Source organism: Streptomyces sp. NBC_00459 (genome assembly GCF_036013955.1).
Taxonomy (GTDB): domain Bacteria; phylum Actinomycetota; class Actinomycetes; order Streptomycetales; family Streptomycetaceae; genus Streptomyces.
The window spans coordinates 8,715,248-8,734,522 of record NZ_CP107903.1 but is presented as its reverse complement, the minus strand read 5'-3'; the positions used below and the strand labels follow the sequence as shown (position 1 = coordinate 8,734,522).

At 71.0% G+C, this 19,275-nt stretch carries 19 protein-coding genes; 3 read left to right on the top strand and 16 right to left on the bottom strand.

Annotation, left to right across the window (positions count from 1 at the left end; translation table 11 throughout):
• The first annotated feature begins 103 nt into the window (after positions 1-103).
• The gene (locus OHN74_RS38345; protein WP_327699151.1) at positions 104-1,192 is read left to right on the top strand and encodes an AraC family transcriptional regulator; all 1,089 of its coding nucleotides are present in this window, start codon (positions 104-106) and stop codon (positions 1,190-1,192) included.
• 252 nt (positions 1,193-1,444) lie between these two features.
• On the opposite strand, the gene OHN74_RS38340 is transcribed toward OHN74_RS38345, so the two are convergent.
• The 3 genes from OHN74_RS38340 to OHN74_RS38330 form a co-directional block, all read right to left on the bottom strand.
• The gene (locus OHN74_RS38340) at positions 1,445-2,344 is read right to left on the bottom strand and encodes a cellulose binding domain-containing protein (protein WP_327699150.1); all 900 of its coding nucleotides are present in this window, start codon (positions 2,342-2,344) and stop codon (positions 1,445-1,447) included.
• Between the two features lie 1,162 nt (positions 2,345-3,506).
• Positions 3,507-4,106 carry a YbhB/YbcL family Raf kinase inhibitor-like protein gene (locus tag OHN74_RS38335; protein ID WP_443060511.1) on the bottom strand — a complete coding sequence of 200 codons (600 nt, stop codon included), beginning with the start codon at positions 4,104-4,106 and terminating at the stop codon, positions 3,507-3,509.
• An 86-nt stretch (positions 4,107-4,192) separates the two neighbouring features.
• Entirely contained in the window at positions 4,193-5,029 is an 837-nt protein-coding gene (locus tag OHN74_RS38330; protein ID WP_327699149.1) for a fumarylacetoacetate hydrolase family protein, read from the bottom strand.
• A gap of 138 nt (positions 5,030-5,167) precedes the next feature.
• On the opposite strand from OHN74_RS38330, the gene OHN74_RS38325 reads away from it, so the two are divergent.
• Together OHN74_RS38325 and OHN74_RS38320 are read left to right on the top strand one after the other, a co-directional pair.
• Positions 5,168-5,869, top strand: a complete 702-nt coding sequence (locus tag OHN74_RS38325; RefSeq protein WP_327699148.1) for a GntR family transcriptional regulator — start codon at positions 5,168-5,170, stop codon at positions 5,867-5,869.
• Between the two features lie 207 nt (positions 5,870-6,076).
• On the top strand, positions 6,077-6,361 hold the full coding sequence (locus OHN74_RS38320) for a hypothetical protein (protein WP_327699147.1): 285 nt from the start codon (positions 6,077-6,079) through the stop codon (positions 6,359-6,361).
• A gap of 109 nt (positions 6,362-6,470) precedes the next feature.
• On the opposite strand, the gene dmpG is transcribed toward OHN74_RS38320, so the two are convergent.
• The 13 genes from dmpG to OHN74_RS38255 form a co-directional block, all read right to left on the bottom strand.
• Positions 6,471-7,499, bottom strand: coding sequence for a 4-hydroxy-2-oxovalerate aldolase (dmpG, locus tag OHN74_RS38315; protein WP_327700415.1), 1,029 nt, complete (start codon positions 7,497-7,499; stop codon positions 6,471-6,473).
• A 77-nt stretch (positions 7,500-7,576) separates the two neighbouring features.
• On the bottom strand, positions 7,577-8,533 hold the full coding sequence (locus OHN74_RS38310) for an acetaldehyde dehydrogenase (acetylating) (protein WP_327699146.1): 957 nt from the start codon (positions 8,531-8,533) through the stop codon (positions 7,577-7,579).
• Positions 8,530-9,360, bottom strand: coding sequence for a 2-keto-4-pentenoate hydratase (locus OHN74_RS38305; protein WP_327699145.1), 831 nt, complete (start codon positions 9,358-9,360; stop codon positions 8,530-8,532). The genes OHN74_RS38310 and OHN74_RS38305 overlap by 4 nt, the downstream gene beginning before the upstream one ends.
• 5 nt (positions 9,361-9,365) lie before the next feature.
• Complete coding sequence (locus OHN74_RS38300; RefSeq protein ID WP_327699144.1) at positions 9,366-10,304, bottom strand: 3-carboxyethylcatechol 2,3-dioxygenase; 939 nt, start codon at positions 10,302-10,304, stop codon at positions 9,366-9,368.
• Between the two features lie 14 nt (positions 10,305-10,318).
• Positions 10,319-11,302, bottom strand: a complete 984-nt coding sequence (locus OHN74_RS38295) for a zinc-binding dehydrogenase (RefSeq protein ID WP_327699143.1) — start codon at positions 11,300-11,302, stop codon at positions 10,319-10,321.
• A gap of 199 nt (positions 11,303-11,501) precedes the next feature.
• Complete coding sequence (locus OHN74_RS38290; RefSeq protein ID WP_327699142.1) at positions 11,502-12,011, bottom strand: GNAT family N-acetyltransferase; 510 nt, start codon at positions 12,009-12,011, stop codon at positions 11,502-11,504.
• A gap of 7 nt (positions 12,012-12,018) precedes the next feature.
• Positions 12,019-13,593, bottom strand: coding sequence for an acyl-CoA synthetase (locus OHN74_RS38285; protein WP_327699141.1), 1,575 nt, complete (start codon positions 13,591-13,593; stop codon positions 12,019-12,021).
• 67 nt (positions 13,594-13,660) lie between these two features.
• Positions 13,661-14,500 (bottom strand): SDR family NAD(P)-dependent oxidoreductase, encoded by an 840-nt coding sequence (locus tag OHN74_RS38280; protein ID WP_327699140.1) that lies wholly within the window; start codon positions 14,498-14,500, stop codon positions 13,661-13,663.
• Positions 14,501-14,503: 3 nt separating this feature from the next.
• Positions 14,504-15,370, bottom strand: coding sequence for an alpha/beta fold hydrolase (locus tag OHN74_RS38275; RefSeq protein WP_327699139.1), 867 nt, complete (start codon positions 15,368-15,370; stop codon positions 14,504-14,506).
• A gap of 13 nt (positions 15,371-15,383) precedes the next feature.
• Entirely contained in the window at positions 15,384-15,950 is a 567-nt protein-coding gene (locus OHN74_RS38270) for a 3-phenylpropionate/cinnamic acid dioxygenase subunit beta (RefSeq protein ID WP_327699138.1), read from the bottom strand.
• Between the two features lie 98 nt (positions 15,951-16,048).
• Complete coding sequence (locus tag OHN74_RS38265) at positions 16,049-17,269, bottom strand: NAD(P)/FAD-dependent oxidoreductase (RefSeq protein WP_327699137.1); 1,221 nt, start codon at positions 17,267-17,269, stop codon at positions 16,049-16,051.
• Positions 17,269-17,625, bottom strand: coding sequence for a bifunctional 3-phenylpropionate/cinnamic acid dioxygenase ferredoxin subunit (locus OHN74_RS38260; RefSeq protein WP_327699136.1), 357 nt, complete (start codon positions 17,623-17,625; stop codon positions 17,269-17,271). The genes OHN74_RS38265 and OHN74_RS38260 overlap by 1 nt, the downstream gene beginning before the upstream one ends.
• A complete protein-coding gene (locus OHN74_RS38255; protein ID WP_327699135.1) occupies positions 17,622-18,962 on the bottom strand; it encodes an aromatic ring-hydroxylating dioxygenase subunit alpha in 1,341 nt (446 codons plus the stop codon). Before OHN74_RS38255 ends, OHN74_RS38260 begins: the two co-directional genes overlap by 4 nt.
• Positions 18,963-19,275: the final 313 nt, after the last annotated feature.

The window sequence follows — 19,275 nt, the reverse complement described above, 5'->3', positions numbered from 1 at the left end:
TGGTGAGGGTAGGACGGGTCTGTCCGACGCCGTCATGACCGCAGCGCTCACAAGCATTGACCTTTCCAGCTCTCTGCGGTCCGGTCCCGTACGATCGGCAATCATGGCCTCCGCATCCGCCCCGCACGATCTCTCCCTCACGCGGTCCGGGACGGTCACTTCGTCGCGGTCGGTCGCCATGCATCATGTGCGGGCCTCCCTGTACGGAGCCCGGCGGCGCGGTGCGGACGTCTCCGCCCTGGTGACCCGGGCCGGTATCCCGCCACAGTTGCTGGACGTTCCGCTGGCCCGGGTCTCGCCACGGCAGTTCGCACGGCTCGTACGGCAGACGTGGCAGGCGTTGGACGACGAGGTGCAGGGCTTCGGGCCGCAGCCGCTCAAGGTGGGCACCTTCGCGATGATGTGCCATGCCGTGGTCCACTGCAGTCCCGACCTGCGGTCCGCGCTGCAGCGGTGCGGCGCGTTCTACGCACTCTTTCCCGGCGGCCCCCGTTTCCGCGTGGAGGAGGCGGGAGACGTGCGGGACACCGGGGGCGCGGTGGACTCGGGCGAGGCCCGGGTGGTCTTCGACCTCACCGCCTTCGACGACCCGGAGCACTACCTCGCCGAGTCCGTCACCGTCGTCCTGCACCGGTTCGCCAGCTGGCTCGTCCGCCGCCGGATCACGCTCACCGGGGCCGAGTTCAGCCACCCCCGGCCCGCGCACGCCCTGGAGTACGACCTCCTGTACGGCGTCCCGTGCACCTTCGACGCCCCGCGTACGGCGTTGGTCTTCGACCGGGCCGTCCTGGACCAGCCCGTGCTCCAGGACGAGGCGGGCCTGAGCACGTTCCTGCGGCGCGCGCCCGCCGACGTATTGGCACGCCTGGACTACGGCAGCACGGCCGCCGCGCGCGTCCGGCGGCTGCTCGGACGGTCGCTCCCGGACCGCATGCCACCCGCGCAGGACATCGCCGCACTCCTCACGGTGAGTCCACAGACACTGCGGCGCCAACTCGCAGCCGAGGGGACGTCGTTCCAGCAGGTACGTGACCAACTGCGCCGGGACGTGGCCATCATGGAGCTGGCCTCGGGAAACACCTCCGTCGAAGAGCTGTCCCAGCGTCTCGGTTTCTCCGAGCCGAGCGCCTTCCACCGGGCCTTCAAACGCTGGACGGGCTCCACACCCCGCGCGTACCAGCCCGGTGGATGACGTATTGACGGCCTGCGTGCGGGCCGAGTGATGCGATCGGCGCGGCTCGCCCAGAAGTCCCTCGGTGGTCCGGCTCGTCACTGTCCCATGGTCTTGGAGCCGGCTCGGGACCACGCACGCGTCGTAGGACACACTGTCGGCCGCTCGGACGGCCAACGCCCGGCCGGCCCGCAGCGGCGCGGAGGTGCGCGCTGCTTTCGGCTGCCTCGGACTACCGGACCCGTCTCGTGCCGGAGCCCGTGCGGGCACCGTTCAGACCGAGCAGCTACGGTTGTTCAGGATCACAGCCCCGGGCGGTGTGTTGCGGTCCTGCGACTCGCCGAGGAAGTAGATCTGAAAGGATTCGCCGGCTTCGACGTCCCTGTTGTAGTCCGCGGCCTCGATCGTGACCCGGGATCCACTCTGGTCGTACGTGCCGCCGTACACCTCGGTGAGGCGCTGGCTGTCGCGGAACGTCCAGCCAAGACGCCAGTTTTCGAGCGCGCTGTGCGAGGTGACGGTGACGCGGGCCTTGAACCCGTCGGTCCACTGGGAGATCAGCTCGTAGTCAGCATCGCATGACGTGGGAGTGTCCATCAAGGCAGGAGACACGCCGGGTGGCCCGACGCCGGAGGAGCCGTCGGTGGGAGGTGCGGATGTCCGAGCCGGTTCACCGGACTCCTGTGCCCCGGCCGTTGGCGCCGCAGATGGAGACGATGTCTGCGAAGGTCCGGCCGCAGAAGGCGTGCGGTGGTCCGCTCCCGCGTCCGGCACGGATCCCCAGAGGGACGCGTCCAGCACCGGTGAACTCTCCGGGTGCGCGACCTCGGCCACCTCCGGAGCCGTCGAGAAGAGCAGGAAGACCATGGCAACGGTCGCGCCGACGGCCGCCACCGCTGCCACAACCCCGGTCCGGCGGAGAGGACGACCGGCTTGAGGGCCCGCCCCTCTCCGGTCCCCTTCGGCCGCAAGCCCTTCCATGCCGCCCAGGCCCTCGACGGCGGGAGAGCGCTCCGACGAGGCGCGCCGCCGCTCCAGATAGGCGAGTCCGCCCCAGCCGAGCACATCCCTGGCCAGCAGACGGGCCAGCACGTCATCTCGCGCTCGCAGGGCCGCCTCGGCCTCGGTGCACCGCCGGCACGTCGCCAGATGCCGCGCAAGGTCCTCAGGCACCGGAGTTCCAGGCAGCCGGGTGACCGCTCCCAGTATCCGGGCGTACCCACGGCACTCCCCGCCGGCGGAGGCATGAACGTGGTGCCGCAGAACCCGTTCCCGGAAAACCCGACGTACCTGGTCCATCTGCGCGTGCGTGTCCATATGGCCGAGGCCGAGCCGCAGAGCCGCGTCGGGCAGTGACAGTGATTCCACTTCCACCCACCACAACAACGCTGCGCCGGACTCCGGCATGTCGGACAGCGCCCGTGCCCCCAAAGGCTGCCCTACCCGACCGCCCGAGCGGCGTGCGGCCTGTTCCGAGGCCAGCCAGCCAAGCAGTTCCTGGTCCAAGCGACCGTCGTGCCCCTGAACCGCCCAGTCGGCCGCAGTCGTTCGCACCGCCACCAGTAGCTTCGGCAGAGGTTCCCTGCCGACTGGACCACCTGCGGACCGGTCGGCCCGCGCAAGCGCCTCCAGCGCCAACCGCTCAGCCCACGCAGGGGTCGTGGTGCACAGCGTGGCGTACGCGGTCAGTGACTGGCGGTACTCCGACGGCAGTGCCGACTCCAAGTCACCTTGAGAAAAGGTTGATCCCGGCACGAAGACATTCCTCACTCGCGAACTCATGCGCACCGCAAGTGACCCGGCACCCAGCGGCCCTATAGGCGCGCAGTGCATTTCCGGAGAGCGAACCCGGGGAAACCTGTGGTGGGGGCAGAGCTTTCCACGGGGTCGAAGCGCTGGCAAGGGGCAATATGCCTGACGGGAACGGCGAATGACGCTTTGTGTGCGGTTACGAAGCCCGTATCCGATCCACTCCGGTCCCGTCCGAGTTCGTGTTCCCTCCCGGGCCGCTTGCATATCGGAGAGGAAGACGTGGAGTTCATTCGCGCCGCATGGCGCGGCAAATTGGCACTTACTTCAGGTAACTTGCGATCCGCGTTCGCCGGAAGCCCTCCCCCGTGGGCCTGTTGCGTGAGATGGGTACGGAATTTCTTCAACCAGTGGGTGACTGATGCCGTGTCATGCGGGACGGGATTGTGAAGGAACGGACCTGATTGCGGATTTGTGGTGACGGGCGGACGGCACGGAGCCGGGCGGGTGCGGGAACGGGGCCCACAGCCAGCGAGTGGCTGAGGACCCCGGTCGGATCGCCGACGGCGAGGCGGAGGGGGTTGTGTCAGCCTTCGCCGCCCCAGGGCGTGATCAGAGCGCGGGCGATGGTGTGCTGGAGGATGCTGAAGTACAGCACGGTGGGGGTGGAGTCGTCGGCGACGCCGAGGTCCTTGACGGACGCGACGTCGAGGGCGTTGACGGCGATGAAGTAGCGGTGCTTGCCGGTGCCGGGCGGGGGCATGGCGCCCGCGTAGAAGGGGAGGCGTGCGTCGTTGGGGACGTGGAACGCGCCGGCGGGCAGGCCCTGGCCGCCGGGGGCACCCGCGCCGGTGACCAGCTCGGTGGCGCCGGCCGGGATGTCGGCAACGGCCCAGTGCCAAAAACCGGCCGGTACGGGGGCGTCCGCGTCGTACATGGTGACCACGAAGCTCTTGGTGGCCTCGGGGAAGCCGGTCCAGGACAGCTGAGGCGAGGCGTCGGCGGCGGTGGGGATGCCGGTGCGGGTGGAGTACTGCGCCGTGGCCAGCGGCTCACCGTCCTTGACGTCGGTGCTGGTGACGGTGAAGGAAGGGACCGGGGGGAGCCTGTCGAAGGGGTTGGCGGGCACGGGAGCCTCCTGAGGTGCGGGGGTGTCGGTGGTCTTGGTGCGGCGGAACAGGGACATGCAGCAGTGGCCTTCTTGTAAGGGGTCTTGTCGAGTGTTGCGGCGAGCAGTGGTAGAGCGCCGGACGGGCTGCTCCGTCCGGGTGATCAGGCGGTGAAGGTCTGGCGGATGGTGCCGATGCCTTCGATCCAGGTGGTGAGCTCGTCGCCGGGGGCGAGGAACCGTGGCGGGGTCCGGGCCAGGCCGACGCCGGCCGGGGTCCCGGTGAACAGGACGTCACCGGGCAGCAGTGGCAGGTTCCGCGACACGGCGGCGATGAACGCGGGGACGGAGAAGACCATGCCGGCGGTGCGGTCCTTCTGCAGGACCTCGGTGCCCAGCGAGCAGCCGATCTCCAGGTCGTCGGGGTCAGTGAACTCGTCCGGGGTGACCAGACAGGGCCCGGTCGGGGAAAAGCCGGGGTGGGACTTGGCCGGTCCCCACTGCGGGGCCGGTCCGGCGAACTGGGCGAGGCGCTCCGACAGGTCCTGGCCGACGGTCAGTCCGGCCACGTACGACCAGGCGTCGGCCTCGGTCACCTGCCAGGCACGCCTGCCGATCACCACGACCAGCTCCGCCTCCCAGTCGACGTGCCCCCGGGGCAGGCGGACCTGGGTGTAGGGACCGGTGACGGAGCTGGGGAACTTGGTGAACACCGCCGGAGTGTCGGGGGTGGCGACGTCGTTCTCGTCGGCGTGCGCCCGGTAGTTCAGGCCGACGGCCAGGACCTGGCGCGGGCGCGGTGCCGGGGCTCCCAGGTCGCGTTCGTCGTAGGGGGTGCCCGCAAGGTCTCCGGACCGGTCGGCCCAGTTGGTGAATGCCGCCCAGTTCTCGTAGACGGCCTGCGGGTCCGCGCCGAAGGCGCCTGCGCTGGCCTGTTCGACGTCCACCGCGCCCTGCGTGGTCAGCAGGACGAGCCGTCCGTTCAGGTTGGCGATCCGCACGGGACTCCTCCTTGCCTTGTCTCTTCCACGCCGGTGTCTGCCCGGGGTGACGTGGCTCCACTGAAGCACAGATAATTCAAAGACTCAAATCACTTTCGAAAGTTACTGGTCGTTTCGGTGGAGGGTAGGATTGCTTGCATGCCGTCCGATGTCACTCCCAAACGCACCCGTACCGATGATGTCCACGCCCGTCTGCGCGCGGACATCCTCAGCGGCCGGCTGCTGCCCGGACAGCGGCTGAAGTTCCCCGATCTGGCGGCCGGTTACGAAGCCAGCGTCGGCGTCATCCGAGAGGCCCTGATCCGCCTGGCCGAGCGCGGGCTGGTCCGCTCCGAGGCCCACCTCGGGTTCCAGGTCGCCCCCCTGAGCGAAGCCGGACACGCCGAACTCAGCGACGCGCGGCTGCAGATCGAAACTCTCGTCCTGCGCCGGGCCATCGCGGACGGAGACCTGGCCTGGGAGTCACGACTGGTCGCCGCCCACCACCGCTACGAACGCACCCCGCGCACCGACCCGGCCGCCCCCGACCGTCCCACCCCCGACTGGCTGATCGCCCACGCCGCCTTCCACCACACCCTGCTCGACGGCTGCGCCAACCGCCGACTCCTGGCCATGGCCAACGCCCTGCGCGAGGAGGCCGAGCTCTACCGCCGCTGGTCGCACCCCGACCCCGCCGCTGGCCCCGCTCCCGCCGATCCGAACCTGCCCGAGGAGCACCGCGAACTGCTGGACGCCACCCTCGCACGCGACCCCGACCGCGCGGCCGACGCGCTGAGCCGCCTCATCAACCTCACCGCCGGACTCCGTCTCGACACCGGAGCGCAAGCCCTGAATCCATGACCGGACAGGTTCTCGCGCAGCGTCCCGGCTCGTGGAACCCGGCACACCCGGCAAGCGTGGGGTCTGTCAGGAATTCGGCACCTGGCCATCCCCGAACCTGAGGTCTCCCCCGGCTTCACGCACTTCGGCCTGGAGCCCGCAATGGACGGGCACGGCCGGAAAGGGCTCTTCCCGTGACACCTCGTCGGCTTCGACGACGGAGCAGAAGTGCCGATCCCAGCCGCCCTGAGTGTTCACCGCACTGCGGTCCTGGAGGAGAACCACGTTGGAAACGCCTGGCGCCGGCAGCGCCTCGCGCGCGACAACGTGGCCGCGGTGCGTTCCCAACCCGTGCCTCGGGCCCTGCTGACGGCAGGGCCAGACGTGTCCACCGACGTGCCCTCGCTCCCCGATGAGGGCACGGTCGAGATCGCCCGAGAGGAGCAAGAGGGACGGATCACCAGCAAGATCGCCGACGAGACCCAGCCTGTGACCCTGGGCAGGACTGGGTGAACCGACACGGCGCTGGTGCTTTTCCGGTGCCTTTCCCCGGAGTTTCACTTTTCGCGGTCCTGCAAGAGGGCCGCAGGCCTCTGGGCAGCAGCAGCCTTGGCGCAGGTGGTCAGCGTGCGGAGGGCGTGTGCCCGGCCGGGGCCAGGTCGAGCGCGATGTCCACGATCATGTCCTCCTGGCCGCCCACCAGGCCACGTCGGCCCACCTCCAGGAGCAGCGTCCGGGCGTCCACGCCGTAGCGGGCGGCGGCCATCTCGGTGTGCCGGAGGAAGGACGAGTACACGCCCGCGTAGCCGAGGGTCAGCGTCTCCCGGTCGACCTGTACGGGGCGGTCCCGCAGTGGCCGGACAAGGTCGTCGGCGGCGTCCTGGAGGGCGAACAGGTCGCAGCCGTGCTGCCAGCCGTGCAGGGTCGCCACGGCGACGAACGCCTCGATCGGGCAGTTTCCCGCCCCCGCGCCCTGGCCGGCGAGGGAGGCGTCCACCCGGGTGACGCCCTCCTCCACGGCGACGACGCTGTTGGCGACCGACAGGGACAGGTTCTCGTGCGCGTGCACGCCGACCTCGGTGGCCGGGTCGAGCACGTCGCGGTAGGCGCGGACGCGTTCGCGCATTCCGTCCATGGTGAGGCGGCCGCCGGAGTCGGTGACGTACACGCAGTGCGCGCCGTAGGACTCCATGAGCCTGGCTTGGGCGGCGAGTCCGGCGGCCGGGGCCAGGTGGCTCATCATCAGGAAGCCCGAGACGTCCATCCCCAGCTCGCGGGCCTTGGCGATGTGCTGCGCGGCGATGTCGGCCTCGGTGCAGTGGGTCGCCACCCGTACCGAGCGGACGCCGAGAGCGTGGGCGCGTTCCAGTTCGGTGATGGTGCCGATGCCGGGCAGGAGGAGCGTGGTGAGGACCGCGGAGCGGATGTTGTCGGCCGCGGCCTCGATCCACTCCCAGTCGGTGTGGCTGCCGGGGCCGTAGTTCACCGAGCCGCCCGCGAGGCCGTCGCCGTGGGCGACCTCGATGGCGTCGACCCCCGCCGCGTCGAGCGCGGCCACGATACGGCCCACGTCGGCGGGGTCGATGCGGTGCCGGACGGCGTGCATGCCGTCCCGCAGGGTGACGTCCTGGACGTACAGCTTCCGGTCCACGCGGGTCGACGGAGCCCCGGCGGCCGACGTCGTGCCGGTCGCCGCTTCTGCCGCTGTCCCGGTCGTCGATTCGGTCGTCATCGGGTCGCCTCCGCGGGGGACGTGCTGCGCTGTGCGATCGACTCGGCGACCTGCACGGCGGCCGACGTCATGATGTCCAGGTTCCCGGCATAGGCCGGCAGATAGTGGGCAGCGCCCTCCACTTCGAGGAACACCGACACCTGGGTGGTGACCGGGCCCACGTCGTCCGGAAGGAGGGTGTGCACGGGTTCACCGTCAGGGACCGGGGTGAACTGCACCTCCTGCTTGAGGCGGTAGCCGGGCACGTACTGTGCGACCCGTTCGGCCATGGCCGCCACCGACGCGCGTACGGCGTCGTGGTCGACGTCGCCGGTCAGGCAGAACACGGTGTCCCGCATGATCAGCGGCGGCTCCGCCGGGTTCAGGACGATGATCGCCTTGCCGCGGGCCGCGCCACCGACGGACTCGATGGCGTGCGAGGTGGTCTCCGTGAACTCGTCGATGTTGGCCCGGGTGCCCGGGCCCGCCGACTTGGAGGCGATGGAGGCCACGATCTCCGCGTAGTGGACCGGGGTGACCGCAGAGACGGCCGCGACCATGGGAATCGTTGCCTGACCACCGCAAGTGACCATGTTGAGGTTGTCGGCCCCCAGGTCCAAGTGCTCGTCCAGGTTGACGGGCGGGATCACGAACGGGCCGATCGCGGCGGGGGTGAGGTCGATGAGCCGCTTCCCGTACGGGGCGAGCTTCGCGGCGTTCGCGACGTGGGCCTTGGCCGAGGTCGCGTCGAAGACGATGCCGATCTCGTCGAAGTGAGGGAGCGCGATCAGACCGTCGACGCCCTCGTGCGTGGTGGGGATACCGAACCGTGCGGCCCGGGCGAGACCGTCGGAGGCCGGGTCGATGCCGACCATGGCAGCCATTTCCAGCGAGCCCGACAGGCGCAGCACCTTGATCATCAGGTCGGTGCCGATGTTGCCGGACCCGATGATCGCGACCTTCGTCTTCGTCATGCGTCTCTCTTTTCAGGCTTTCCGGACTTCTCGGAGAAAGTGGCGGTGACCTCGCCGAGTGAGCTGATCTCGGCCCGGATCCGGGTGCCGGGCGGGGCCGGGACCATGGGGCCGAGCGCGCCCGAGAGGACGACCTGGCCGGCGCGCAGGGGGTCCCCGAACTCCAGCGCCGTACGGGCCAGCCAGGCGAGGGCGTTGAGCGGATCGCCGAGACAGGCGGATCCGGCGCCCTCGGAGACCGGCACGTCGTCGGCGTACATCCGCATGGTGGTCTCGCGGGGTTCGAACTCGTCGAGGCCGAGGCGGCGTTCGGCCAGGACGTACAGCCCGCTGGAGGCGTTGTCCGCGACCGTGTCCGTGAGGCGGATGTCCCAGTCGGCGATGCGGCTGTCCACGATCTCCAGTGCGGCGACCGCGTAGTCGACCGCGGACCGCACACGTGCCGCGTCCAGGTCGCCGTCGGCCAGGTCCTCCTTGAGGACGAAGGCGATCTCGGCCTCGGCCTTGGGCTGGAGCAGCCGCCAGGAGGGCACCTCGGCCTCCGCCGAGACGTCCATGTCCGCGAAGAGCACCCCGAAGTCGGGCTGGTCAACGCCCAGTTGACGCTGGACGGCGGGTGAGGTCAGACCGATCTTCCGGCCGGTCACGACCGCCCCGCCGGCCAGCCGACGGCGGGTCAGCTCCCGCTGTACGGCGTAGGCGGCGGCAAGGTCGTGCTCGCCTATCAGATCCCGTACAGGTGCGACGGGGCGGCCCTCGTCGAGGGCGGCGGTGAGACGCGCGACGGCCCGTTCCACCGCGTCCGCGTCGGGATTCATGGGTGTCATGCCGGTCACCGCCCGTGTGCCGTCGCGACGGCGAACCCGGCGATCCACGCGGGAACGGCCTCGTAGAACCGGGACGCCATGTCGTATGGGCCGGTCGCCGCCAGCGAGGCGAACGCCGCGATCCAGGCGCGGACCTCGTGTGCCGAACCGCCGGCCTCCTTCGCCATCCACTCCACCGTCCAGGAGTCGAACTCCGTGAGTTCGCCGCGTTCCAGGTGGTCGAGGAGACGGTTGTCCCAGTCGGGGTTGATGGGGATCATCGCGGTCGACCCAGCGGCGTAGTCACGGCCGGCCTGGAGCACTCGCTGCTCGCCCCTCGCCCGCTGCTCGGGTGTCGGCGGGCGGCCCTCGACGAGCGCCTCGGCGACTCGTGGCGGCGCGCCGTCCAGGACCGGGACGGGCGGGTCGTGCGAGAGGCCGCCCGAGGCGAGGAACAGCACCCGTCGCCCGAGCCCGGCGGCGGCCTCGCCCACCGCCGTTCCCAGGGCCCTGATCCGGCTCACCGGACACAACGGGGTGGCCACCCCGTTGACGAAGACGGGCACGACGGGCACCTGGTCGATCCCGCCGAAGAGCACCTCCAGCGGCTGCGCGAACCCGTGGTCGACGGTCATCCGGGCGGAGACGGTCAGGTCGACGCCCCGGTCGAGGACACCCTGCGCCAGGGCCTTGGCCGCGCCGGTGTCGACCGACAGCGGGCCCGACCGGGAGCCGAAGTCCCCGACCGCGTGCGCCTCGGTCGCCAGGCAGAACGGTGGCATCTCCCGGTAGAAGAAGCCGTTGTAGTGGTCGGGCGCGTACAGCACCACGAGATCCGGGTCGAAGTCCCGGACGAAGTCCCTGGCGCCCGCAACGGCCCGGTCGACACGGGCCAGGACGTCGGCGTCCGGGTCGTTCCGGCCGATGAGCGGCGAGTGGGACAGCCCTACGGCTGCTGCGGTCATGGTGGCAGGGCTCCTTACTGGCGGGGGGCCGGCGGGTGGATGACGAGCTTTCCGGTCAACTCGCCGTCGATCATGAGCTGGAAGCCCTTGCGGATCTCCGAGAGCGGCAGGGTCCGGTCGATCACCGGCCGCACGCCGGTGGCGTCGAGCATGCGCAGCATCGAGACCAGTTCGGCGCGGGTGCCCCCGGTGGAGCCGAGGATGCGCTGCTGGAGGTAGAAGACCCGGCCCAGGTCCGCGGGTGGGTTGGCGCCGCTGGTGGCACCGGCGATCACGACCGAGCCACCCGGCCTCAGGGACTTCAGGGAATGCGACCAGGTCGCCTCCCCGACGGTCTCGATGACCACGTCGACCCGCTCGGGCAGCCGCTCACCGGTGGGCAGCGCCGCCCGCGCGCCCCAGGAGAGGGCCTCGACGCGCTTGGCCTTGCTCCGGCTGGTGGCGTACACGACGGCCCCGGCGGCCACGGCCAGCCTGATCGCGGCGGAGGCGACCCCGCCGCCCGCGCCCTGCACGAGCACCCTGTCCCCCGCACTGATCCGGGCCTGAGTGAACAGCATGCGGTAGGCCGTGGTCCAGGCGACGGGCAGACAGGCAGCCTCCTCGAAGGACAGCCACGCCGGCTTCGGTACCAGGTTGCGGCTCGGTACGACGAGGTACTCCGCGAAGGAACCGTCGTGCCGCTCGGAGAGCAGCGCACGGTTCGGGTCCAGCGTCTCGTCACCGCGGCCGGCGTCCGGGTCGCCGATCACCGGGTGGACGATGACCTCGTTGCCGTTGTCGTCGTATCCGGACGCGTCGCAGCCGAGAACGATCGGAAGACGTTCCGGAGGATGGCCGACGCCCCGAAGAGTCCACAGGTCGTGCATGTTGAGGGAGGAGGCCACGACACGGACACGGGACCATCCGGGCCTCGGCGTGGGTTCCGGGACGTCGCGCAGCACCAGTCCTGACAGCGGATCGGTGGCGCTCTGGGAAACAGCGGTTGCAGCAAGCACGTACTTACGTTCGCTCCGACCGGCACGGGGCCATAGCCGCTGTGCCGCTGTGCAGCACACACTGTGCGCGGGTGCGAAGAGCGTCGTGAACCGGCAGGGCGCGACGCACCGGTCCCGGACGACGGACAGCCTGACAACCCGGCCGGCTCGAGTGGCGGGTCGGGTCGTCAGGCAGGTCGAGTCGGCGAGCTGTCCGTCGTCAGTGGGGCATGTCGTCCAGCGCGGTGGACAGGCGGGCGATCCCCGGTGGCTCCGCCGCGAACAGCACGACGCTGCCGCCAGGCAGGTCCGCCTCCGCGATCCGGCGGAACCCGCCGCTTTCCAGGGCGAGTTGGGTGGCGGTGTCGTCCTCGTCCGGCGCGGCGATCACCCGGCGGCATCCCGGGTCCAGGGCGAACAGGGCGGGCACGAGGTCGCGCAGCAGACGTGCGGCCGGACCGGGTCCGCCCCCGGCCCTGGTCTCGTCCGCGCCGGGCAGGGTGAGGCCGACCGCGAGATCGTGGGCACCGAACGGATAGCAGTCCCGCAGCGGATGGTCCGGTACGCGGTGGAGTCGCAGGAACAGCTCCGGGCCGCCCTCGGCGGCCCGTACCGAGTATGTCCGCTCGCGGCGGAGCCCGTAGGGCGGCCGGGCGAGGGCACGCAGCACCCACCGGCCGCCCAGCCGGGGTTCACCGAGCGCCGGCTGGGCGTCGGGGGCGGTGGCCACAGCGGGTTCACACCGCCTTGACGGGCTGGTGCGACTCCACCCAGCGACGCAGCTCGGCCTTGACCAGCTTGCCGCTGGCGTTGCGCGGCAGCTGCTCGGCCACCATCACCCGGGTGGGCAACTTGTAGCGGGCCAGGTGGTCGCCGGCGAACGCGCGGACCTCCTCCAAGGTGGGCGCCGTACCCGGTTCGCAGGCCAGGACGGCGAGTACGCCCTCGCCCCACTTGGGGTCCGGTACGCCGATGACGGCGGCCTCCAGGACACCGGGGCAGGCGGCGAGGACGCGTTCCACCTCGGCGGGGTAGACGTTCTCCCCACCGCTGATGATCATGTCCTTGAGGCGGTCCACGATGTAGTAGAGGCCGTCCCCGTCCCGGTGGGCGATGTCGCCGCTGTGGAACCAGCCGGCGTCGTCGAAGGCCGCGCGGGTGGCGTCGGGGTTGTTCCAGTAGCCGGTGGTGACGTTCGGGCCGCGCACGCAGATCTCGCCGCGTGTGTCCGCCTCCTGGATCGGCACGCCGGTGACGGGGTCGGTGAGGCAGACCTCCGTGTAGGGCATGGGGGCGCCCGCCGATCCCACCTTCCCCAGCGTCAGCCCGGCCGGCAGGTAGGTGGCGAAGGGCGCAGTCTCGGTCAGTCCCCACGCCTGCTGAAGCAGGATGCCCCGCTCGCCGTAGTCCCTGATCAGCTGCGGCGGCACGGGAGCCCCGGCGACGATCGCGGACCGCAGTGCGCCCAGGTCGGCCTCCGCGAAGCCGGGAACCCGGGCGAGCGCGGCGAACATGGCGGGCACCGCGAAGAAGGAGGACACCCGGTGCCGGACCAGGTCCTCCAGGCACTGGGCGGGGTCGAAGCCGCGGCGCAGGACGACGGTGCCGCCGCGCAACAGGGTGCGCAGGGTGAGGGCGTTGAGGCCGCCGATGTGGAACAGCGGGGCCACTGCCAGGTTCACGTCGTCGGCACGGGTGTCGACGACGCTGTCGACGTTGACCGCGTTCCACCACAGGTTGCCGTGGGTGAGCATGACGCCCTTGGGCCGGCCCGTGGTGCCGGAGGTGTACATGAGCATCGCGAGGTCGTCGTCGTACAGCGCCACCGGCTCCCGGGCGGTCCGACCGGAGCCGTACAGCGACGACAGCGGGGTCCAGACGGCGTCGGGGACGGCCGTCGCGGGGCACACGGAGTCGGTGTCGACCAGGAGGTGTCGGCGCGCCGGCACCTCGGCCGCGATCGACTCGACCAGCTCTCGGTGGCCCTCCTCGACGACGAGGGTGTGGGCACCGCTGTCGTTGAGGACGTGGCGGACCTCGTCGGCCGCGAGCCGGAAGTTGACGGGGACGAAGACCGCCCCGAGGTGCGCCGCCGCGATCATCGTCGCCAGGAACGTCACGCTGTTGAATCCGAGGTAGGCGATCCGGTCCCCTCGGCGCAGCCCGACCTCGGCCAGACCGTCAGCCAACTTGGCTGCTGTGTAAGCAAGTTGGGCGCCCGAGAACTCGCGGCCCTCGTACACGACCGCGGTGGCGGGCGACTGGGCTCTGCGACGCAGGGCGGCGGCGGGGCTGATGTCGACGGCGGCCATGGCGTCGGCTCCTTCGGTGACTGTCAGGGACGGGCGAGGAGGGAGGTACGGGGGCAGGTGCAGTGGGTCAGAGAGCGGCGCCGCCGGCGGGGGTGCGGAAGCCGCGGACGGCGATGCCGCCGTCAGCGGGGATCACGGCACCGGTGACGGTGGAACTGTTGGCGCGGGAGGCGAGCAGCACGTAGGGCCCGGTGAAGTCCTCGGGCTCGACGCTGGAGTCGTACAAGGGGATGAGGGGCGGCTGCTTCTCGCCGGACGCCTCGTTCTTCGCGAAGGAGGCCTCCAGCGTGCGGTCCCGCAGCCCCAGGCTCTCGGGGCCGCGCAGCTTGGTGCGCATACCGCCGACGGCGACGCCGTTGACGCGGACCTTCGGCGCCAGCTCGTAGGCGAACTGGCGGAGCAGACCGAGGCAGGCGTGCTTGCTGGCGGTGTACAGGGAGCCGCCGCCGTCGGTGTGGAGGGAGGCGTTGGACAGGGTCATGACGATGCAGCCACGGGTCGCGACCAGTTCGCGCCAGGCGGCCTCCACGGCGAGGACGTAGCCCTTGACGTTGATGCCGAAGATCTCGTCGAAGGCCTCGGACAGCTCCTTGCCGGTCAGCCGGGTGACACTGCGGTGGTAGTCCCAGATCCCGGCGTTCGGGACGAGGACGTCCAGCTTCCCGAACCGTTCGACGGTGGCCTCCACAGCCCGGTGCAGGTCCTCGGGGCTGCGTACGTCGCCAGGGACGGGCAGCAGCCGGTCGCCCAGCTCGCCGGCGGCGCGCACCACCTCCTCCAGCTGCCTGGCGTCGCGGCCGACGACGGTGACGCTCGCGCCCTCGGCCAGGTAGCGCAGGGCGACGGCGCGGCCGATCCCGGAACCGCCGCCGGTGATCAGAGCGACCTCGCCCTCCAGCCAGCCCATGGGTCAGTGCTCCTTGAGGAAGCCGGTGACCAGACGCTCGAACTCGGCCTGCCGCTCCAGCTGCACCCAGTGACCGCAGCCGCCGAAGACGTGCAGTTGTACGTCGCGGATCTGCTTGAGCATGAGCTGCGCCCCGTCGAGGGTGATGGTGCGGTCGTCGCGGCCCCAGAGCAAGAGGGTCGGCGCCTTGATCTTGTGGACGCGCTGCCAGAGCGGGTCCATGCCGTGCCGTTTGGCGAAGGCCGCGTTGTAGCGGTGGTAGAAGGCGATGTGGGACTCGTCGAGGGACGCCTCGTAGCGGGCCTGCGCGGTGTCCGCCCAGCGCTTGGGTTCGGCGGTCATCACACCGATGAAGTCCCGCATCTTCCTCAGGGTCGGGCCCTCGCCGTTGTAGTAGCGGAACATGGCTTTCTGGCCCTCGGTCGGGGTGGGCCCGAAGGGCAGCCAGCCGCCGCCGGGCGCCATCAGCACCAGCTTCTCGACCCGTTCGGGGGCGGCGAGCGCGGTGGCGATGGCGGCGGCGCCGCCGAGGCTGTTGCCGAGCAGGTGGAAGCGGTCGATGCCGAGGCCGTCGAGGGCCTGTAGCAGCGCGTCCACGGTGATCTCGGTGATGCTGCGGACATCCAGGTCGGCCTCGGTGGGACGGTAGCTGCCGCCGAAGCCGGGCTGGTCGGGCAGTACGACACGGAAGTGCCGGGTGAGGGCGGGCAGGTTCTGGTGGTAGTTGGCCACGGCGCTCGCGCCCGGGCCGCCGCCGTGCAGCATCACCAGCACCGGCCCCTCACCGGCCACGCCGACCGCGATGGGCCCGAGCGAGGTCCGCACGGTGTGCTCGACGAGTTTGGGCTCTTCTGTACGGGCTGTGGTCACGAGAGGTCTCCGGTCACAGGAAGGTGCTGATGTTCTTGGCGAGCAGGACGTTCTGGTCGAGCAGGATCGTGCGGCGGGCGATCAGGAGCGTTCCCTCCGGGGTGCGGCGGAGTACGTCTGTACGGCCGCCGGCGTAGAGGTCGACCTCTCGCTCCAGCCGGTTGCGATAGCACAGGAACGCCGACTCGGCGACGTACTCTCCCGGCTCCTCGCCCGGTGTGACCAGGACGTTGGTGATCAGATGCCGGGTTCGCGACGGCGGGTCCTCGGCCCAGGCCATGCCGGAGTCGAAACGGCGGATCCGCCAGGCCAGACTCGCCTTGGTCTCGTCGAAGATCCCCACCTCACCGGGCGCCCCGTCGGCCAGCGCCTGCTGGCGCCGCAGCCGGTTGGTGCGCACCGGCGCCCAGTAGTGCAGGTCGTCGGCGAACAGCTCCAGCCAGTCGGCGTACCGGTGCTGGTCGAGCAGCTGTGCCTCGAAGGCGTACAGGCGCTGCACCTCGAAGTGGAGCCGCGTCTCCTCGTCGAAGGAGAGGGGCGGGGTGTCCGCGACCGTCGGCCCCGGTGGGTGAATGCTCATCGGTTGGTCCTCCTGCGGGCCGCGCTCGGTGCTGACATTCCAGCGCGGAGAGGGTGGTTCGGGGGAGGGCACGTGCCACGGGTCGGCACAGCGGTGCGTCACCGCTTCAGGAGCGCGCGCAGGTCGGCGCTCTCGTCGGCGAGCTGGGCGGCGTCGACCGGGATGCCCCGGTCGACGATCCTGCGGGCGGACCTGATGTCGCGCCCGCGGTCGATGGCCGCCGCGGCCACCAGCCGGCCGTCGCGCAGTCCGAAGACGGTGAAGGCACCGCTGTCCGGATCGCCGCGCACCACGGTCCGCTCGGCGTCCGCCATGGTGCCCACGGCTTCCAGACGGCAACCGTGCCGGTCCGACCAGAACCAGGACGCGCCGGGCTCCGGAAGCGGTCGGCCGAGGATGCCGTGGGCCGCGGCCTCGCCGCTGCGCTGGGCGGCCTCCCAGTGCTCGTGCCGCACCCGGTGGCCGCCTATGCGCGCTACGTCGCCGACCGCGAAGACGTTCAGGTGCGAGGTGCGCTGCCCGGCGCCGACGACGACGCCGTTGTCCACGCGGAGTCCGGCGGCCTCGGCCAGCCCGGTGGCCGGGCGGATCCCGATGCCGGCCACGACCAGGTCGGCCGCCACGGAACCACCCTGCCCGCTGAGGTGCAGCACGACGCCGGAGCCGCCGGGCCGGTGCTCCAGACGCGACACCCCGGCGGCGATCACGTCGATGCCCTCAGCGGTGTGCCGGCCGTGCAGGGCACCCGCGACGGCGTCACCGACCACCCCGGCCAGCGGCACCGCCACCGGATCCACCAGGGTGACCCGGCAACCCCGCACCACGGCCACCGCCGCCGTCTCGGCACCGATCAGCCCGGCACCGACGACCGCCACCCGGGTTCCGGGCAGCAGCCGTTCCCGCAGCCGCACGGAGTCCTCCCAGGTGCGCAGCACATGCACGGCGGGATCGTCGCCGCCGGGCACGGGCAGCGTCCGCGGTGTACCGCCGGTCGCCAGGACGACCCGGTCCGCTCCCACCGGGCTGCCGTCCGCCAGTTCCAGGCCGCCCTCGCGCGGGCGGAGCGCCCGGACCACGGTTCTTTCCCGCAGGACGACGCGCTGCTTCGCGTACCAGTGCTCGGGCCGCAGCAGGACGTCCTCGCGCCGGGCCTTGCCCAGCAGCACGTCCTTGCTGAGCGGCGGACGGTCGTACGGCAGCCCGTGTTCGGCGGAGTAGAGCACCAGTTCGCCGTCGTAGCCCTGGGCTCGCAGGGCGTCGCATGCGGAGACGGCGGCGAGGCCCGCGCCGACGACGGCGATGCGCCGGGGGATGCTCATCAGCCGGCCTCCTGGCCCGGACCGGGACCGGGGTGCAGCCAGATCCCCCCGTCGCGGATCTCGACGCGGTGCGCGCGCACGGCCGTGGTGGCCGGCATGCACTGCGGCTCGCCCGATTCCAGACAGAACCGGGCGCTGTGCAGCGGGCACTCGACCTCGCCGTCCTCGATCCAGCCCTCGGACAGGGATGCCTGGCCGTGGGAGCAGGTGTCGTCCAGGGCGTAGTAGGCGCCGCCGTCGTGGAAGACGGCGATGGCGTCGCCGTGGCCGGTGGTCTCCGCGGGCACCCGCAGTGCCTCGCCGTCCCCTATGTCACCGACTTCGGCGACCTTGATGCCGGTGCTCGTCATGCTCATGGGGTGTCCTTCGGGTGGTTCTTCTCGTGCCAGGCGGGCGTGTTCATGAGGTCGCGCCAGCGTGCGTAGAAACCGCGGGCGGCGCCGTCGCTGTAGAGACGGCCGGTGGTGCCGGGATGGACGCCGTCCTCGGCCTGAAGTCCCATCCCCATCTGGTAGTTCAGAGCCATCGAGCCGGCCATGAATCCGTGCGCGGTGGCCTGGCACTCGCTCCAGTTCTCACCGTCGTCCTGCTCGAAGATGCCGGTCGGCCCGAACGTGCGCAGGTTGTAGAGCCGTTGGGCGTCCCGCACCTCCTGCGGCATGGACCTGTCGACGACCGTCCAGGCCCAGACCTCCATCCGGTCCGGGCCCTTGGGGTGCCAGACGCGGATGGAGCCGTTGACCGGCAGGTAGGAGAAGTTGGGGAAGACGGTGGCGTGACCGGTGGTCATGGGCCCTTCGACACGGGCGTCACCGAGCCGTTCGCGCAGTGCCTCGTAGTCGTAGTGGCCGTGCACGACCCGGTCGTCGAAGCGGCTCTTGGGGTGGGTCGGGAAACCGGCGCCGTGACCGAGCGGATCGGTGTACTGCCGGCCCGGCGTCTGCACGATCTCCGTCTTCGGCCCCTTGCCGGACGGTGACATGACCATCAGCGCGGACGCGTGCGAGATGTTGACGTGGTACCAGTCGGAGGCGAACTGCTCGGCCGCCAGCTTCCAGTTCCCCTCCAGCACCCACTTGTGGACCCCGCCGACGACCTCGGTGCCCGCCGGGTCACGGTCGAGCATCGCGTCCATGTACCAGGTCATCCCGCCCAGCGCATCGACGAGCGGCGGCGCCTCGGGGTTCCAGGTCGCGAAGACCAGCCCCTTGTACATGTCGAGCTGCGCGACCTCGGTGAGACCCCAGTCCTCCCGGTCGAAGTGCGCTGGGTAGTCCGCGTCGTTGGGTACGTTGACCAGCTTGCCCGCCATGTCGTACGACCAGCCGTGGTAGCTGCAGGTGAACGCCTTCGTCGCGCCGGCGTCGGCTCGGCAGACCCTCATCCCGCGGTGCCGGCAGGCGTTGAGGAACGCCCGCAGCTTCCGGTCCCGGCCCATGGCGACGATGACCGGGTCCTCGCCCATGTACGTGGTGAAGAAGTCGCCGGGCTTCCCGAACTGGCTCTCGTGCGCGAGGAACAGCCAGCTGGGTGCGAAGACCCGGCGCAGTTCCTGCCGGTAGAGCGTCCGGTCGCTGAGGATCGTGCGGTCGACGAGCCCGTGGTCGAGGTCGAGGTACGCGCTGACGTCGACGGCTGGTTCGGCGATGCGGGCCGGTCGGGGTGCCCCGGGGCGGGCAGGGATGGACGTCATCGCTGGGCCTCCTTGAACGGGTCGGCCCTGCCGGGAGCCGCCGGGCCGGCGCCGTCGGTGTCATGTCGGTGCATGGGCCCAGCACACGCCACCGTCCGGGCGCGGAACAGCCGCTGTTCCGTGGAGCGGCACACCGCTGACATGGGCCGCGCGCCTCGCCCGTGTCCGGAGTGCCCGGTGTGCGCGCTGTGTCGTGCCGCTGGGCGGCACATCGGCCTTTCCGTCGTCGGCCGGAGCTCTACAGTCCCCGCTCAGTCCCCCCGGCCGTGTGTCCTGGATCACCGCGTATCCAGACATGATCGGAATCGAGCCG

Excerpts from the sequence above, each read along its gene's own strand:
- OHN74_RS38345 (WP_327699151.1), top strand. The coding sequence starts at position 104 with ATGGCCTCCGCATCCGCCCCGCACGATCTCTCCCTCACGCGGTCCGGG.
- OHN74_RS38335 (WP_443060511.1), bottom strand. The coding sequence starts at position 4,106 with ATGTCCCTGTTCCGCCGCACCAAGACCACCGACACCCCCGCACCTCAG.
- OHN74_RS38325 (WP_327699148.1), top strand. The coding sequence starts at position 5,168 with ATGCCGTCCGATGTCACTCCCAAACGCACCCGTACCGATGATGTCCAC.
- OHN74_RS38310 (WP_327699146.1), bottom strand. The coding sequence starts at position 8,533 with ATGACGAAGACGAAGGTCGCGATCATCGGGTCCGGCAACATCGGCACC.
- OHN74_RS38305 (WP_327699145.1), bottom strand. The coding sequence starts at position 9,360 with ATGACACCCATGAATCCCGACGCGGACGCGGTGGAACGGGCCGTCGCG.
- OHN74_RS38300 (WP_327699144.1), bottom strand. The coding sequence starts at position 10,304 with ATGACCGCAGCAGCCGTAGGGCTGTCCCACTCGCCGCTCATCGGCCGG.
- OHN74_RS38285 (WP_327699141.1), bottom strand. The coding sequence starts at position 13,593 with ATGGCCGCCGTCGACATCAGCCCCGCCGCCGCCCTGCGTCGCAGAGCC.
- OHN74_RS38280 (WP_327699140.1), bottom strand. The coding sequence starts at position 14,500 with ATGGGCTGGCTGGAGGGCGAGGTCGCTCTGATCACCGGCGGCGGTTCC.
- OHN74_RS38270 (WP_327699138.1), bottom strand. The coding sequence starts at position 15,950 with ATGAGCATTCACCCACCGGGGCCGACGGTCGCGGACACCCCGCCCCTC.
- OHN74_RS38265 (WP_327699137.1), bottom strand. The coding sequence starts at position 17,269 with ATGAGCATCCCCCGGCGCATCGCCGTCGTCGGCGCGGGCCTCGCCGCC.
- OHN74_RS38260 (WP_327699136.1), bottom strand. The coding sequence starts at position 17,625 with ATGAGCATGACGAGCACCGGCATCAAGGTCGCCGAAGTCGGTGACATA.
- OHN74_RS38255 (WP_327699135.1), bottom strand. The coding sequence starts at position 18,962 with ATGACGTCCATCCCTGCCCGCCCCGGGGCACCCCGACCGGCCCGCATC.